Genomic DNA, 16,276 nt, shown 5'->3' with positions numbered 1-16,276 from the left:
ATTATTCTTCAGTTTTTGGTTCTTCAGGTAATAAAACTTTTCTAGAAAGATTTATTCTTCCTTGATTATCTATTTCCATTACCTTAACTAATACTTCATCTCCAACTGCTAATACATCTTCTACCTTATTGACTCTTTCTCTAGCTATATTGGATATATGAAGTAAACCTTCTTTACCATTTAGAACATCTATAAAAGCTCCAAAGTTAGTAATTCTAGTAACTTTTCCTAAATAGATTTCTCCTGGCTCTACTTCTTTAACGATTTTATTAATCATATCTATGGCTGTTTCGCCACCTTCTTGTGTTACTGAAGCAATGAAAATCTTACCAGTGTCATCAATATCTATTTTTACACCTGTTTCATCTATTATTTTATTAATTACTTTTCCGCCAGGTCCAATTATATCTCTTATTTTATCTGGATTTATTTGCATAGTATATATTTTAGGAGCATACTTAGATAAGTTTTCTCTAGGAGTAGAAATAGTTTCCATCATCTTACCTAATATATATAACCTACCTAGTCTTGCTTTTTCTAACGCTTCTTCTAATATTGGTTTATCTATACCTGCTATTTTTATATCCATTTGTATAGCAGTAATTCCATCCTTAGTTCCTGCTACCTTAAAATCCATATCTCCTAGATGATCTTCCATACCTTGAATATCAGATAAAATGGCTACATTGCCTTTTTCTTTTATAAGTCCCATGGCAATACCTGCAACTGGCGATTTTATAGGAACACCTGCATCTAATAATGCTAAAGTACTTCCACATACACTTCCCTGAGATGAAGAACCATTAGAACTAAGAACTTCTGATACTAATCTTATTGTATATGGGAATTTGTCTTCAGATGGTATAACAGGTTCAAGAGCCCTTTCAGCCAATGCTCCATGACCTATTTCTCTTCTTCCTGGTCCTCTTAGTGGTCTAGCATCTCCTACAGAATATGGTGGAAAATTATAATGATGCATATATCTTTTAGATTCTTCTTCTCCTAATCCATCAATAACTTGTGCATCACTAATTGCACCTAATGTAGCTATTGTAAGAACTTGAGTCTGACCTCTCTTAAATAATCCTGAACCATGAGTTCTAGGCAACAAACCTACATCTGTAGTAATAGGACGAATTTCATCTACTTTCCTATTATCTGGTCTTATCCCTTCTTCTACAATCAATCTTCTAACTTCTTCTTTTAGCATATCTTCAATTACTACATTTATATCTTGCTCTGATTCTGGATATTCTTCAATAAAAGTATCTTTTATTTCTTTGTTTACTTTATCTATATTATCTAATCTTTCTTGTTTCTCAAAAGTATTTATAGCTTCTATTAGTTTTTGTCTACCAAAAGCAACTATCTTTTCTTTTATTTCTTCATTAGGTTTAAATAGATTATATTCCTTTTTTTCTTTGCCCATTTCATTTTTGATTTCTTCAATAAAGCCACATAGATTTTTAATTTCATCATGAGCTTTTAGAATTCCATCTAACATAACTTTTTCTGTTACTTCATTTGCTCCTGCTTCAACCATCATTACAGCACTTTTAGTTCCAGCTACCACTAAGTGAATTTCTGATTTTTCTCTTTCTTCACTATTTGGGTTTACGATAAATTTACCATCTATTAATCCAATAATAACTGACCCTGTAGGTCCATCAAATGGAATATCTGATATAGATAGTGCAATAGATGATCCAATCATTGCTACAATCTCTGGAGAATTATCTTGATCTGCTGATAAAACAGTGGCTATAACTTGTACATCATTTCTGTATCCTTCCGGGAATAATGGTCTAAGTGGTCTATCTATAAGTCTTGATGTTAAAATAGCCTTTTCACTTGGTCTACCTTCTCTTTTAATAAATCCACCTGGTATCTTCCCTACTGAATATAATTTTTCCTCATAATCTACACTAAGAGGGAAAAAATCTATTCCTTCTCTTGGCTCTTTAGATGCTGTGGCAGTTGCTAAGATTACTGTATCTCCATATTGAACCATACAAGCACCATTAGCCTGTTCTGCTACTTTGCCAATAGTTACAATTAGGTCTCTGCCAGCCAAATTATACTGGAATTTCCTTTCCATGCAATACCTCCTTAATTTTATTATATTTATTATATCCATATTCATAAAAAATATCTAATATAAATCAATAGAGCGGGAAATCCCGCTCTTATTAACCTCTGATTCCTAGTTTTTCAATTAAAGAACGATATCTTTCAATATCATTGTTTTGCAGATATTTTAAAAGACCTCTTCTTTGACCTACCATTTTAAGTAATCCTCTTCTTGAATGGTGATCTTTCTTGTGAGCTTTTAAATGCTCGTTTACAGAATTTATCCTATGAGTCAAAATCGCAATTTGTACCTCTGGTGAACCTGTATCACCTTCGTGTAATTTGTACTCATTAATAATCTGTTCTTTAATTTCTTTTGTTAACATAATTAATACACCTCCAAAATTTTTAAATACTCCAGAAGCTGCGTAAAACGCTGAGGATACGCTAAACGAAGCTTTTGGTAACCTTGCAATATAATATTATCATAATAAATAGCAAATGTAAATATTAATGTTTCAATTTAACCATTTCTATATCTAAATTCATTTGATTTATTAGCTCTTCTTTACTCTGGAATTTAATATCTTCTCTTAAAAAATCTATAAATTCTACTTCTATTATTTGACCATATATATCTTCACTGAAATCTAATATATAAGTTTCAATCTTTAATATATTTTCATCAAAAGTAGGATTAAATCCTATATTTGTAGCAGATAAATATCGTTTATTATTTATTATAGTATTTGTAATATATACTCCATTTTTAGGGATTACATAGTTATCTATAGGTTCAGTATTAGCAGTAGGAAAACCTAATTTATTACCTCTGTTTTTTCCTGTAACTACCTTGCCTAAAATAGAATATGGATGTCCTAACATTTTAGTAACTTCATTTATATGTCCAAATACTATTAATTTTCTTATGGCAGAACTGCTTATAATTTCATTATTTTTATAAACTGGATCTAATACTATTACATCTATATTATACTTTTCTCCAAGTTCTAATAAATAACTTGAGTCACCTGAAGCTTTATATCCAAATTTATAGTCAAATCCAACTACTAATAGTTTACCATTCATCTTATTCATAATGATATTTTTAATAAAATCTTCTCCTGACAATTTCATTAAGCTATCATCAAAGTCTAAAAGATAAATAATATCAATTCCTAATTCTTCACATATTTTAAACTTTTGTTCGTTACTTGTTATTATATTGGGTTTATTATTGTCTATAATAGTCTTTGTATGATTTTTAAATAATAAAAGAGAAGACTTAATGCCCAATTCCTTAGCCTTAGAAATCATAGCATTAATTAACTGTTGATGTCCAATATGAATACCATCAAAGTTTCCTAAGGCAATGGCAGTATCAAATCTTGTCTCTTTATAATTGGATAAATCAATTATTTCCATATATATCACCTTATATCATTAAAACTTTCTCCATTTTCAAATAGAATTTGGAATCACTAAGCATTATTTTTCCTATTCCTATAAATGTTTCTTTACAGTAGACTCGATATAACTTATTGACCATATTCTCATCAACATCAACATGTAAAACAACGCCATTAATTAATTTAAAATATAAATCGTCTGATATAACAAATCTATCTATATGTTCCAATGCTTTATCCATAGGGGTAATTATTTGTAGAATTTCATCATAATTTAACTTTTGAATATATTCAATACTATAGGAATTTTCAATCTTAAAATTTCCTGCAGCTACTCTTAGTAGATATGACATATATCCATAAGTTCCTAAATCCATTCCTATATCATCACATAAAGTTCTAATATAAGTTCCTCTAGAACAACTAGTATGAAATATAATCTTAGTACAATCTTCTATATTCAATATATTTTGACTATATATTTTTATATTTCTAGGAGTACGTTCTACAGTTTTTCCTTCTCTGGCTAACTCATAAAGTTTCTTTCCCTTATGCTTTAAGGCAGAATACATAGGTGGCAATTGAGATATATCACCTATATATTTTGACATAGCAGATATTATCTCGTTTTCTGTTACTAACTTGTTAGAGGAAGATATTACTTTTCCATCTCCATCTTGAGTATCAGTTCTATAACCTAAAGTTAGCTCACCTATATATTCTTTATTACTATCTAAAAGATATTCTGCAATTCTAGTACCTTTACCTATACATAATGGTAATACTCCAGATGCATTAGGATCTAATGTTCCAGTATGTCCTATTTTTTTTGTTTTAAGTGTTCTCCTCAATAAATTTACTGCATCGTGGGAAGTCATTCCCCTTGGTTTAAAAAAATTAATTACACCATTCATAGTACCACCTAAAATACCTTTTTCATTTGTTCTAATACTAAATGTTCAGCTGTGGCTATTGGCTCATTAATAGTACAGCCTGCTGCTCTAATATGTCCTCCGCCATTGAAATTAGCACAAATTTCAGCAACATCTGCATATCTTTTGCTTCTCATACTGACTTTTATTTCTTCTTCTTCAATTTCCTTTAGTAAAATTGCTACTTCTATTGAGGATATTTCTCTTATAAAGGAAATTATTCCTTCCGTATCCTCCATTTTAGCATTTGAATTATTTAGCATTTCTTGAGTTACTTTTATTATTCCTACTTGATTATCATAGTGAAATTTCAAAGTCTCTAATATTTTTATAAATAGTTTTGTTTTCTCAATACTTCTACTTTGATATAGATTGATATTAATATTACTTTTATCAATACCTGTTTTTATTAACTCAGCTGCTATTTCATGAGTTTCAGATGTGGTATTATCATACATAAAACTTCCAGTATCTGAACTTATTGAAGTATATATACAAGAAGCAATATCCTTATCAATAATAATTCCTATCTTCTTTATTAATTCATATACTAATTCTCCAGTAGCGGCTGCATTACTATTTACTATATTGATATCTCCAAAGTTAGTATTGCTAATATGATGGTCTATATTAACAACATTTTCTATTTTATCTAAAAGTATTCTATTTTTCCCAAGTCTATCTTCATCACTTGTGTCTAAAGTTATAAATAAATCTATTTCCATATTATCTTCATAGTCTATTATTTTGCTTATACCTGGAAGAAATAAAAAATCTTTAGGTATATCATCAGTTTTAAGTATAAAAACTTTCTTATTGATTTTTTCAAGTGCATTCCCCAAGGCAAGAATAGATCCTATATTATCTCCATCAGGACTAACATGAGAAGCAATTCCAATATTTTTGCTATTTTTAATTAAATCAATTGCTAAATCAAATTGACTTTCAATACTATTTTTCATCACTATTATCTCCAGAATTTTTTGAATCTTTATTAACATCATCAATTAATTTAGACATATAAATACCATGTTCTATAGACTCATCTAAAACAAATATTGGTTCAGGAGTATATCTTAAATCTATTTTACCGCTGATTTCTTTTCTTATGAATCCCTTAGCACTTTCTAAGCCTTTAATTGTATTTTCTTTTTCTTCTTTATTTCCAAATACAGATATATATATTTTCGCATAACGCAAATCTCTAGTTACTTCTACTTTTGTTACAGTAGTAAGGGAATTAACCCTTGGATCTTTAAGACCATTATATATCAATTCAGAAACAACCTTTTTTACTTCTTCTGAAATTCTACTAACTCTTTTCTCGTTCATTTAGTCACCTCTATTTCTCAATTTCCTTAACCTTTCAAAATGTTTATTTATCTTGAACCTCTTTAAGAATATATGATTCTAATAAATCTCCATCTTTAATATTATTATAGTTTTCTAATCCTAGTCCACCTTCATATCCAGATAATACTTCTCTAACATCATCTTTAAATCTTTTTAATGATGAAACATTACCTTCAAATATAACAATATCATCTCTTAGAAGTCTTATTTTTGAATTTCTAGTTATTTTTCCATCTAATATATATATACCAGCTATAGTATTTCCATTTGGTAATCTAAAGGTAGCTCTTACTTCAGCTCTTCCTATTACTTCCTCAACTATTTTAGGTGCATGCATACCTTTAATTGCTGCCTGAATATCTTCTATAGCCTCATATATTACTCTATAAGTTCTTATGTCAACTTTCTCTCTTTTAGCTACTTCAATAGCATTTAGATTTGGTCTAACATTAAATCCTACAACTATAGCATTAGATGCTGAAGCTAATATTACATCTGATTCAGTAATTCCACCTACACCACCGTGTATAATATTGGTTTTAACTTCATCTGTATCAAGCTTTTCCAGCGATTGTTTTAAAGCCTCAATAGAACCTCTTACATCACCTTTTATAATAATATTTAAATCTTTAATTTCACCAAGCTTTATTCTTTCAAACAAATCATCTAATGATATTTTTTGATCTGATCTCATTTGTTCAGCTCTAATAATTTCCTTATTTTTTTCACCTATGATTCTAGCAGTTTTTTCATCATCCACTGCATACAATAATTCTCCTGCATTTGGTACTTCAGATAATCCTAGAATAACTACTGGAGTAGATGGGCCTGCCTTTTTAACTCTTTTACCTTTGTCATCAAGCATGGCTCTAACTCTACCAAAAGAAGACCCTGAAACAACCATATCTCCTACTTGTAGTGTTCCTTTTTGAACCAATACAGTAGCCAATGGGCCTTTACCTTTATCAAGCTGAGCTTCTATTATTGTTCCTACAGCATTTCTATTTGGATTTGCTTTTAATTCCTGTATTTCTGCAACAAGTAAAATCATTTCTAGTATATCTTCTATTCCTTCACGATTTTTAGCTGACACAGGTACTGTTATGGTTTCTCCACCCCAGTCCTCAGGTACTAAGCCATTTTCTACTAATTCCTGTTTAATTCTATCTACATTGGCTGTAGGTTTATCCATTTTATTTATAGCTACGATTATTGGAACATTGGCAGCTTTTGCGTGATTTATAGCTTCAATGGTTTGTGGCATAACTCCATCGTCAGCTGCAACTACTAATATTGCAATATCTGTTATCTGTGCTCCTCTAGCACGCATCGATGTGAAAGCCTCATGGCCTGGAGTATCTAAAAAGCATATCTTTTTATTATTGATATTAACAGCATAAGCTCCTATGTGTTGAGTGATTCCTCCTGCTTCTGATTTAGTTACGCTAGTTTCTTTAATTGCATCTAATAGAGATGTTTTACCATGGTCAACGTGGCCCATTACAGTTACTATAGGTGCTCTTGCTTTTAAATCTTTAGGATCATCTTCATAATCCAAACTAAATTTTTCTTCTATTGATTCAACACTTTCTTCTACAGTTTCTTGTATTGTAAGTTCTACACCAAATTCTTCTGCAACTATTACTGCCATGTCTGAATCTATAGATTGATTTTGATTAACCATTACTCCTAAACCTATTAATTTAGAAATGATTTGTGAAGGGCTTACTCCTATTTTATCTGCTAAGTCTTTTACGATTATATTATTTCCTATTTCTATAACAACCTCATTCCTTTCTGTGCTAATTATAGTATTTTCTTTATCTATACTATTATTCTTTTCTTTATGTTTGTTATTTTTCTGTTTTTTGTTATTTTTATTACTTTTAATGTGTTCACTGTTTTTATCATCTTCAAATTCTTCTCGTTCCTCTTCCATATGAGGATTTTCTCTTTCATCTTCCTCAGTTAATAATGATCTTATTATATTCGCTTCTTCATCTTCTAAAGTACTCATATGATTACCTACTGTTATCTGTAGATCTACAATTTTTTCAATTAAGTCTTTACTGCTAATTCCTAATTCCCTAGCTAATTCATATACTCTAATTTTTTTCATATTATATACCCCCTATTATCTTTGAAGGTGATATTTCCTACTTCTTCTTAAGATTTAACCATGTTTTTTAAATCTTCATATATATCATTTGATACTTCTACCTCTAAAGCTCTAGATAATTTCTTGCTTTTTTGTGCAATTTCAATACACTCAATATTTGAACAAATATATGCTCCACGGCCATTTGCCTTTCCTGTTAAGTCAATAACTGCCTCTTGTTCACCATTTCTTACTACTCTTATTAATTCTTTTTTAGGTTTACCTTCAGCACAAGCAATACATTTTCTTAGAGGAATCTTTTTCTTTTTCAAATAATCACCTCTTATTCACATTCTTCTTTATATTGAGATTCTGATTTAATGTCTATTTTCCAATTTGTTAATTTAGCTGCTAATCGAGCATTTTGCCCTTCTTTTCCTATAGCTAATGAAAGCTGATAATCTGGTACGACTACAACGGCAGACTTTTCTTTTTCATTAGCCATTACTTTTAGTACCTTAGATGGACTCAAACTATTTGCTATAAATTCTTCTATATCTTTACTCCATATTACAATATCTATTTTTTCGCCTTTTAATTCATCTACTATTACTTTTACCCTACTACCTTTAAATCCTACACATGATCCAAGAGGATCTACATTAGGATCTTTAGAAAAAACTGCAATTTTTGTTCTAGAACCAGCTTCTCTCGATATTGAAAATATTTCTACTATACCATCGTTTATTTCTGGAACTTCTAGTTCAAATAATCTTTTAACTAGATTGGGATGAGATCTTGATAGTATTATTTGGGGACCCTTTGTAGTTTTCTTAACTTCCAAGATAAGTAATTTAAATCTATCACCTTGATTATATTCTTCTCCATCTATTTGTTCCACAGGTGGTAATATAGCCTCTGTTTTACCTAAATCTATATATACATTGCTTTTACTAATTCTTTGAACTTGACCAGTTATTATTTCATTTTCTCTGTTTATAAATTCATCGAAAATAACATCTCTTTCTGCATCTCTTATTCTTTGTATAACTACTTGCTTAGCAGTTTGAGCAGCTATTCTGCCAAAATCCTTCGGTGTAATTTCTATTTTGATGAAATCTCCAATTTGGAATTTATCATCTATTTGTTTTGCTTCATCTAAACTTATTTCTAAATATTCGTTATCTATTTCTTCTACCACTTCTTTCAAAGCTATTACTTTAACTTTTCCAGTAGTTCTATCCATTTCTACTTCGACATTCTGTGATGCACCAAAATTTTTTTTATAACTAGAGATTAGTGCAGACTCAAGGGCATCAAATATTACTTCTTCTGAAATACCCTTTTCTTTTTGAATTTCACGAAGAGCATTGATAAAATCTCCATTCATTCATTAAACCTCCCTTAAAATTTAACAGATAATTTAATTACAGCGACTAATTCTCTAGGTATCTCTATAATAGTATTAGTTTCTGTTTTTAGTATAATTGAACTTTCATTATAATTATCCAAAGTTCCCTCTATTAGTTTTTTACCATCTAATGCTTCATAAAGCTTTACTTCAATATCTTTTCCTATATTTCTTTTTAAGTCTTTATCAGTTTTTAAAGGTCTGTCTAATCCTGGAGATGAAACCTCTAAATAATATGCTACTTTAATTGGATCTTTTTCATCTAATATATCACTTAATAACTGACTCATTTTTTGACAATCGTCTAAATTTATTCCACCTGGTTTATCTAAATATACTCTAAGAAAATAGCTCGGACCTTCTTTTACAAACTCTATATCCACTAATTCATACTTTAATTCTTCTACTAATGGTTCGCATATTTCCTTAATAATTCCTAAAACACCTTTTTTATTCAATTAATTCACCTCCATAGATATTTAGAGTAATCTAAAACAATTTTAAAAGTAGAACTTTCTTATTCTTTATAAAAAATCAAGAGTGGGCTACCCCACTCTTTTTCAGAAAAAAAATTTACTTTTGCCAAATTAATTATATCATAGTTTAAGGAAAAATCAAATATTAAAAAGACTTATTTGATTACTTAGTGGCAAATCTCCTAGACAACCATGGTTATTTAAGACTTCTAAAACAGGTTTACTTACTTTACCACGGTTAATCAAATCTTCTCTAGAGATAAATCTAGATATATTTCTTTCTTCTACAATTTTTCTGGCAACATTTTCTCCTAACCCTTCTAAACTTTTAAGTGGTGGTAAAATTCCATTTTCATCAATAGTGAATTTATCACTATCAGATTTATAAAGATCTACATTTTGAATCTTATAACCTCTAGCATACATTTCCAGTACTACTTCCAAGACAGTCAAAAGATTCTTCTCCTTTGCTGTCATATCATTACCTAGTTTTTCTAGTTCCTCAATCTTAGTCTTAACCGTTTCCTTACCTTTTATAACTAAATCTGCATCAAAATCACTTGCTTTAATTGTAAAATAAGTTGCATAGAATGCTTCTGGATAATAGACTTTAAAATATGCTATTCTAAAGGACATCATTACATATGCTGCAGCGTGAGCTTTAGGAAACATATATTTTATTTTTTTACAAGAGTCTATATACCATTCTGGAACTTTTAACTCTCTCATTTGGTCTTCTTCTTCCTGAGTTAAACCTTTTCCTTTTCTTACATTCTCCATAATTTTAAATGATTTCTTGTTATCCATTCCCCAATTAATTAAATTTAACATGATATCTTCTCTTGTAGAGATTACTTTACTAAGAGGAGCAATATTATTTTTAACAAGGTCTTGAGCATTATTAATCCATACATCTGTTCCATGAGACAGACCACTAATTCTTACTAGTTCTGAAAATGTTTTTGGCTGAGTTTCAATGAGCATTTGTCTTACAAATTTAGTACCAAACTCTGGAATACCTAATGTACCTACTTCACAATTTATATCTTCCTTAGTTATTCCTAAAGATTCAGTACTAGTAAACAACTTCATGGTATTAGGTTCATCCAATGGGATATTTGTAGGATCTACTCCAGTAATATCTTCAAGCATACGTATAATAGTAGGAACATCGTGTCCTAGAATATCTAGTTTTAGTATTCGACCACTAATTGCATTATAGTCAAAATGAGTAGTTATTACTCCTGACTTTTTATCGTCAGCTGGATATTGTATTGGTGTAAAGTCTAAAATATCTTTATATTTTGGAACAATCATTACTCCACCAGGATGTTGTCCTGAAGTTCTCTTTATTCCAGTACAGCCTTGAACTAACCTATTAATTTCAATTGGATTAACATTTATATCTCTTTCCTCAAAATACTTTTTGACAAATCCATAGGCTGTTTTATCCGCTATAGTTCCAATAGTTCCTGCCCTAAAAACATAGCCTTCCCCAAATAACTCCTCTGTGTATTTATGGGCTACAGCTTGATATTCTCCAGCAAAGTTTAAGTCAATATCTGGCTCTTTATCTCCTTCAAATCCTAAAAAAACCTCAAATGGAATATATTGTCCATCTTTATTTAACTCATTATCACATTGTGGACATATTTTATCTGGAAGATCAGCCCCTGAAGCTATAGACCCATCATCAAAGAACTCGTTATATTTACATTTTGGACACACATAATGAGGTGCCAATGGATTTACTTCTGTAATTCCACTCATAGTAGCTACAAAAGACGAACCTACAGACCCTCTAGAACCAACTAAATATCCATCCTCTAATGACTTCCAAACAAGTTTTTGAGCAATTATATACATAACTGCATATCCATTCTTAATTATAGAGCCTAATTCTCTTTCCAGTCTTTTCTCTACAATATCTGGTAAAGGTTCTCCATATACTTCTATTGCTTTTTCATATGTGATTTTTCTTAATTCTTCTTCTGCACCATCTATAATAGGTGGAAAAGTACCTTCTGGTATAGGAATTATTTCTTCTACCATATCATTTATTAAATTTGTATTATCTATAACAACTTCTTTTGCAATATCTGATCCCAAATATGAAAATTCTTCTAACATTTCATCTGTTGATTTAAAATATAAAGGGGGTTGAATGTCAGCATCTTGAAATTTTTGTCCTGACATTATTATCCTTCTATATATTTCATCTTCTGGATCTAAAAAGTGAACATCTCCTGTAGCAACTACAGGCTTATTATTTTCTTTACCTAGTTTATATATCCTTTTATTTATATCTCTTAATTGTTCTTTATCTTTTAAAATTCCTTCTCTGACTAGGTACATATTATTTTCTATAGGTTGAATTTCCAAATAGTCATAAAACTTTACAATATCTATTATCTCATTGTTACTTCTATTTTTTATTATTGCCTTATATAATTCTCCTGCTTCACAAGCACTTCCTATTATTAGTCCATCTCTATTGGCTTCTATAAGAGATTTTGGAATTCTAGGTCTCCTATGAAAATAATTTATATGTGATTCGGAAACTAATTTATATAAATTTTTAAGTCCAATTAAATTTTTAGCAATTATTATTATATGAAATGTCTCTTCTTTAGATATATCCTTATTGGAACCTAAGCTATTAATTTGATTAAAATTTATTATATTTTTTTCTTCCAACATATTTAAAATTTTAAGAAATATTTCTGCAGTAGCAGTAGCATCATCTACAGCTCTATGGTGATTTAACAAACTTACATCTAGATGTTTAGCTATGATATTTAGCTTGTGACTTCTTAAAGAAGGAAAAACAGCCCTAGATAATTCCAGTGTATCTAGTACTGGATTATCTAAATCAATATTATATTTCTTCATTTTTTCTCTAATAAATCCAATATCAAAAGACGCATTATGAGCAACTAAAACATCTTCTCCTATAAAGTTTTTAAAATCTTTAATTACTTCACCTATAGTTGGTTTATCTCTTACCATATCATCTGTAATTCCAGTAAGATTTGTAATAAACTCTGGTATAGGTCTTTCAGGATTTATTAACTGACTATAAGTATCTATAATTTCTCCATTTATAATTTTAACAGCACCAATTTCAGTTATCATATCATTTATAGGAGACAAACCTGTGGTCTCTATATCAAATACTATATATGTGGAATATTCCTTACTTTCATCATAGTTAGTCACTATTCCTTTTTTATCATTTATTAAATAACCTTCCATACCATAAATCATCTTTATTCCTAAAGACTTACTTAAACTCATGGCCTCTGGAAATCCTTGGACTACTCCATGGTCAGTTATGGCCAATGCTTTGTGACCCCACTCCTTAGCACGAGTAGCAAGTTTCTTTAAAGAGGAAATTCCATCCATTGAACTCATTTGAGTGTGAAGATGTAGTTCTACTCTTTTTTCATCAGAAATATCTTTTCTTTCTTCCTTGTCAACTTTATTAAGTGATTTTAACATTATAACTATACTTTTAGAGTAATTATCAAATATCACATCTCCTGATAGTCTTACATAGGAGTTACTATTTACGTTGCCAAGAAAATCTCCAGCCTGATCTTCTGATAAAAATACTTTGGCAGTAATGGAATCTGTTGAATCAGATATATGAAATGTGACTAATGTTTTATTACCTTTTATATCTCTACTTTCTATATGAAAAATTTGACCTTCTATAGTACATGAACCTGTCTGCATATTTATAGATTTTATTTTCATAGGTAAATCTTTTATTTGTTTACCGTATATATAATACTTATTGGAAACAACTGCTGCTTTATTTGGGGAACTATTTTTGGGAGATTCAATAGTATTACTAATTATACTAATAGCCATTTCTTTTTCTTCAGCAATTATCGTATCCATAAAATCCTCTTCTTCTATAAAACTATTATCTAAAATTCTTATAGATATATCTAGATTTAATTCTTCTTTAAGTTTAGTCTTTATATTTTCAACTAAACCATTTTTCTCCATAGAATAACCTGCCATTTTATTTGGTGGACAAATTGTAAGGGAGTCATTACTGATCTCCCATTTTAAATCATCAATCCAAGAACTACTGGATTGAATTTCTTTTTTTATAATTTCTAAAAGATTTTCTTCATAAAATTTTATTTTATCTGTAATGCTACCTGTAATATTATAATTGAATTTTAATGTAGTATTAAAATCAACAAATTTTTTACTAATTATACTTTGAAGTTTATGAAATAAATTATCATTAACTAAACTAGAAGATTCCATAGAAATAATTAAATCCATGGTGGATTTAATTATTTCTACTTTATTAATAGTTATACCTATAGAATCTATTTCATTTACTTCCTCTTTTTTTATTAATTGAGAAATATATATTTTATTTTTTTCCATTTGTAATTTATACCCCCTTATCCTTATTGGGATATTTGAATATTATAGCTTTTCTATTTCTTTCAATAATTCATTTAACAATTCTTCTTCCTTAACTTTTTTTATTATCTCACCTTTTCTAAATATCAATCCTTCACCTTTTCCACCAGCTATACCTATATCCGCTTCTCTAGCTTCACCAGGACCATTTACAGCACAGCCCATTATAGCAACTTTTATATGTTTATTGATTCCTTCAAGTCTCTTTTCTGCTTCTTCAACTATATTTATTAAGTCTATATTTGTTCTACCACAAGTTGGACAAGAAATTATCTCCAAACCTTCATTTAGCAAATTAAGTGATTTAAGAATTTCTCTCCCTACTTTCACCTCTTCTACAGGATCTCCAGTTAGAGAGATTCTTATGGTATCACCTATACCCATAGACAGTAATGTGCCTATTCCAACAGATGATTTAATAGTTCCTCTCCACAACGGACCTGCCTCAGTAATTCCTAAATGAAGTGGATAATCGACTATATTAGACATCTTTTCATAGGCCCTAACAGTTAACGGCACGTTACTTGCTTTTAATGAAATTTTTATATCATAAAAGTCCATTTCTTCTAATAATCTAATTTGTTCCAATGCACTATAGACCATAGAGTTTTCATTTACTCCCTGGTATTTGTCTAAGAACTCTTGTTTAAGTGAACCTGCATTTACTCCTACTCTTATGGATATATCTTTTTCTTTACAAGCTTTCACTACTTCTCTAACTCTATCTAATGAACCTATATTACCTGGATTCAATCTAAGACCATCAATTCCATATTTTATGGATTCTAAAGCTAGTCTATAATCATATTGAATATCTGCAATCATAGGGATATTAATCTGTTTTTTTATTTCTGCTATTGCCTTAGCATCTTCTAAGTCTGTAATGGCAGATCTGATAATATCGCAACCTGCATTTTCTAGTCTCTTTATTTGTGCCACAGTTGAAGTTATATCTTTTGTTAAAGTATTTGTCATTGATTGAATGGAAATAGGATTATCTCCACCAATCAATATATCTCCAACTTTTATTACTTTAGTCTTTTTTCTATTCATTTTTATCACCTATTAAAAAATATTGAATTTAATTATATCTTTGTAAGTTACTAATATCATTAAGGAAATCAATAAAACAAAGCCAATAAAATGGATAAAGCCTTCTTTCTGTGGATCTATAGGTTTACCTCTAACTAGTTCTATTAATAAAAATACTACTCTGCTACCATCTAAAGCTGGTATTGGTAATAGGTTAAAGAACCCTAAGTTTATACTAATAAATCCCAGAAAATATAATAAATTGTAAATTCCTTGTTTCGCAACAACTCCCACCTCGTGTATTACACCTACAGGGCCGGATAAATGCTTCAGCCCTACTTCTCCTTTAAAAATCATAGAAACAGTAGTAAACATTAGTTTTAAAAACATACCTGTTTTTTCAAATCCACCTTTTATTGCAGATCCTATGGATTTTTCTGACCTTGGAACTATACCTATTATAGTTCTATCATCTTCTACAGTAGGCTTGACTTCGATTATTTTAGTTTCATTGTCTCTTTGTACTTCTATTTCCATTTCCTCATTGGAGTCAGCAGAATTTATGGAGTTAACAACGCTATCCCAATTCGGGGTAGATTTATTATTTATCCTAATAATAGTATCTCCTGATAATAAACCACTTTTTTCTGCTGGTGAGTTTGCTATTGTATCTTCTATTGTAGTCGTAGGAGTACCTTGACCATACGATACAATGGCTAATATTACAATGGAAAGAACAAAGTTCATAATGGCTCCAGCTACTACAACAGCTATCCTTGATAGTGCTGGTACTTTATTGAATCCTCTAGGATCGTTAGACTCTTCATCTTCACCTTCCATTTTTACATATCCACCAATTGGTAAAGCCCTTAGTGTATATTCTGTTTCTCCTTTTTTCTTTTGAATCAGCTTTGGTCCCATACCTATGGAAAATTCATTTACTTTGATTCCTACCATTTTAGCCACAGCAAAATGACCAAATTCATGTACTAATATTACTACTAAAAAGACGAATATGGCTGATACTGCCGTTAACATTTGAC

General features: G+C 29.7%; 13 protein-coding genes. All 13 read right to left on the bottom strand.

Annotated features, from left to right (window positions below; genetic code table 11):
• Nucleotide 1 precedes the first annotated feature (1 nt).
• The gene (locus KQI41_RS09200) at nucleotides 2–2,098 is read right to left on the bottom strand and encodes a polyribonucleotide nucleotidyltransferase (protein WP_154438082.1); all 2,097 of its coding nucleotides are present in this window, start codon (nucleotides 2,096–2,098) and stop codon (nucleotides 2–4) included.
• Between the two features lie 91 nt (nucleotides 2,099–2,189).
• Entirely contained in the window at nucleotides 2,190–2,456 is a 267-nt protein-coding gene (rpsO, locus tag KQI41_RS09195; protein ID WP_154438084.1) for a 30S ribosomal protein S15, read from the bottom strand.
• 124 nt (nucleotides 2,457–2,580) lie between these two features.
• Complete coding sequence (locus KQI41_RS09190; RefSeq protein ID WP_154438086.1) at nucleotides 2,581–3,495, bottom strand: bifunctional riboflavin kinase/FAD synthetase; 915 nt, start codon at nucleotides 3,493–3,495, stop codon at nucleotides 2,581–2,583.
• A gap of 10 nt (nucleotides 3,496–3,505) precedes the next feature.
• On the bottom strand, nucleotides 3,506–4,393 hold the full coding sequence (gene truB / locus KQI41_RS09185; protein WP_154438088.1) for a tRNA pseudouridine(55) synthase TruB: 888 nt from the start codon (nucleotides 4,391–4,393) through the stop codon (nucleotides 3,506–3,508).
• Nucleotides 4,394–4,401: 8 nt separating this feature from the next.
• Nucleotides 4,402–5,373 carry a DHH family phosphoesterase gene (locus tag KQI41_RS09180; protein ID WP_154438090.1) on the bottom strand — a complete coding sequence of 324 codons (972 nt, stop codon included), beginning with the start codon at nucleotides 5,371–5,373 and terminating at the stop codon, nucleotides 4,402–4,404.
• Nucleotides 5,363–5,743, bottom strand: a complete 381-nt coding sequence (gene rbfA / locus KQI41_RS09175) for a 30S ribosome-binding factor RbfA (RefSeq protein WP_154438092.1) — start codon at nucleotides 5,741–5,743, stop codon at nucleotides 5,363–5,365. The genes KQI41_RS09180 and rbfA overlap by 11 nt, the downstream gene beginning before the upstream one ends.
• Before the next feature lie 43 nt (nucleotides 5,744–5,786).
• Nucleotides 5,787–7,883 (bottom strand): translation initiation factor IF-2, encoded by a 2,097-nt coding sequence (gene infB / locus KQI41_RS09170; protein ID WP_154438094.1) that lies wholly within the window; start codon nucleotides 7,881–7,883, stop codon nucleotides 5,787–5,789.
• Nucleotides 7,884–7,930: 47 nt separating this feature from the next.
• Entirely contained in the window at nucleotides 7,931–8,194 is a 264-nt protein-coding gene (gene rnpM / locus KQI41_RS09165; RefSeq protein WP_154438096.1) for an RNase P modulator RnpM, read from the bottom strand.
• 11 nt (nucleotides 8,195–8,205) lie between these two features.
• The gene (gene nusA, locus KQI41_RS09160; RefSeq protein WP_154438098.1) at nucleotides 8,206–9,252 is read right to left on the bottom strand and encodes a transcription termination factor NusA; all 1,047 of its coding nucleotides are present in this window, start codon (nucleotides 9,250–9,252) and stop codon (nucleotides 8,206–8,208) included.
• A gap of 14 nt (nucleotides 9,253–9,266) precedes the next feature.
• Entirely contained in the window at nucleotides 9,267–9,731 is a 465-nt protein-coding gene (gene rimP / locus KQI41_RS09155) for a ribosome maturation factor RimP (RefSeq protein WP_154438100.1), read from the bottom strand.
• A 156-nt stretch (nucleotides 9,732–9,887) separates the two neighbouring features.
• Nucleotides 9,888–14,162, bottom strand: a complete 4,275-nt coding sequence (locus KQI41_RS09150; RefSeq protein ID WP_154438102.1) for a PolC-type DNA polymerase III — start codon at nucleotides 14,160–14,162, stop codon at nucleotides 9,888–9,890.
• A gap of 42 nt (nucleotides 14,163–14,204) precedes the next feature.
• Nucleotides 14,205–15,254: a flavodoxin-dependent (E)-4-hydroxy-3-methylbut-2-enyl-diphosphate synthase gene (gene ispG / locus KQI41_RS09145; protein WP_154438104.1), complete on the bottom strand. Its 1,050-nt coding sequence runs from the start codon at nucleotides 15,252–15,254 to the stop codon at nucleotides 14,205–14,207.
• A 12-nt stretch (nucleotides 15,255–15,266) separates the two neighbouring features.
• A complete protein-coding gene (gene rseP / locus KQI41_RS09140; protein WP_154438106.1) occupies nucleotides 15,267–16,271 on the bottom strand; it encodes an RIP metalloprotease RseP in 1,005 nt (334 codons plus the stop codon).
• Nucleotides 16,272–16,276: the final 5 nt, after the last annotated feature.

The organism is Tissierella pigra (genome assembly GCF_018917845.1).
Taxonomy (GTDB): Bacteria; Bacillota; Clostridia; order Tissierellales; family Tissierellaceae; genus Tissierella; species Tissierella pigra.
Note: the sequence above shows the minus strand (reverse complement) of the source record. Positions and strands in the feature narration are given on the sequence as shown.

Coding starts and splice junctions, on each gene's coding strand:
- truB (WP_154438088.1), bottom strand. CDS start 4,393: ATGAATGGTGTAATTAATTTTTTTAAACCAAGGGGAATGACTTCCCAC.
- KQI41_RS09180 (WP_154438090.1), bottom strand. CDS start 5,373: ATGAAAAATAGTATTGAAAGTCAATTTGATTTAGCAATTGATTTAATT.
- rseP (WP_154438106.1), bottom strand. CDS start 16,271: ATGTTAACGGCAGTATCAGCCATATTCGTCTTTTTAGTAGTAATATTA.
- nusA (WP_154438098.1), bottom strand. CDS start 9,252: ATGAATGGAGATTTTATCAATGCTCTTCGTGAAATTCAAAAAGAAAAG.
- infB (WP_154438094.1), bottom strand. CDS start 7,883: ATGAAAAAAATTAGAGTATATGAATTAGCTAGGGAATTAGGAATTAGC.
- KQI41_RS09150 (WP_154438102.1), bottom strand. CDS start 14,162: ATGGAAAAAAATAAAATATATATTTCTCAATTAATAAAAAAAGAGGAA.
- KQI41_RS09200 (WP_154438082.1), bottom strand. CDS start 2,098: ATGGAAAGGAAATTCCAGTATAATTTGGCTGGCAGAGACCTAATTGTA.
- KQI41_RS09190 (WP_154438086.1), bottom strand. CDS start 3,495: ATGGAAATAATTGATTTATCCAATTATAAAGAGACAAGATTTGATACT.
- ispG (WP_154438104.1), bottom strand. CDS start 15,254: ATGAATAGAAAAAAGACTAAAGTAATAAAAGTTGGAGATATATTGATT.
- rpsO (WP_154438084.1), bottom strand. CDS start 2,456: ATGTTAACAAAAGAAATTAAAGAACAGATTATTAATGAGTACAAATTA.
- rbfA (WP_154438092.1), bottom strand. CDS start 5,743: ATGAACGAGAAAAGAGTTAGTAGAATTTCAGAAGAAGTAAAAAAGGTT.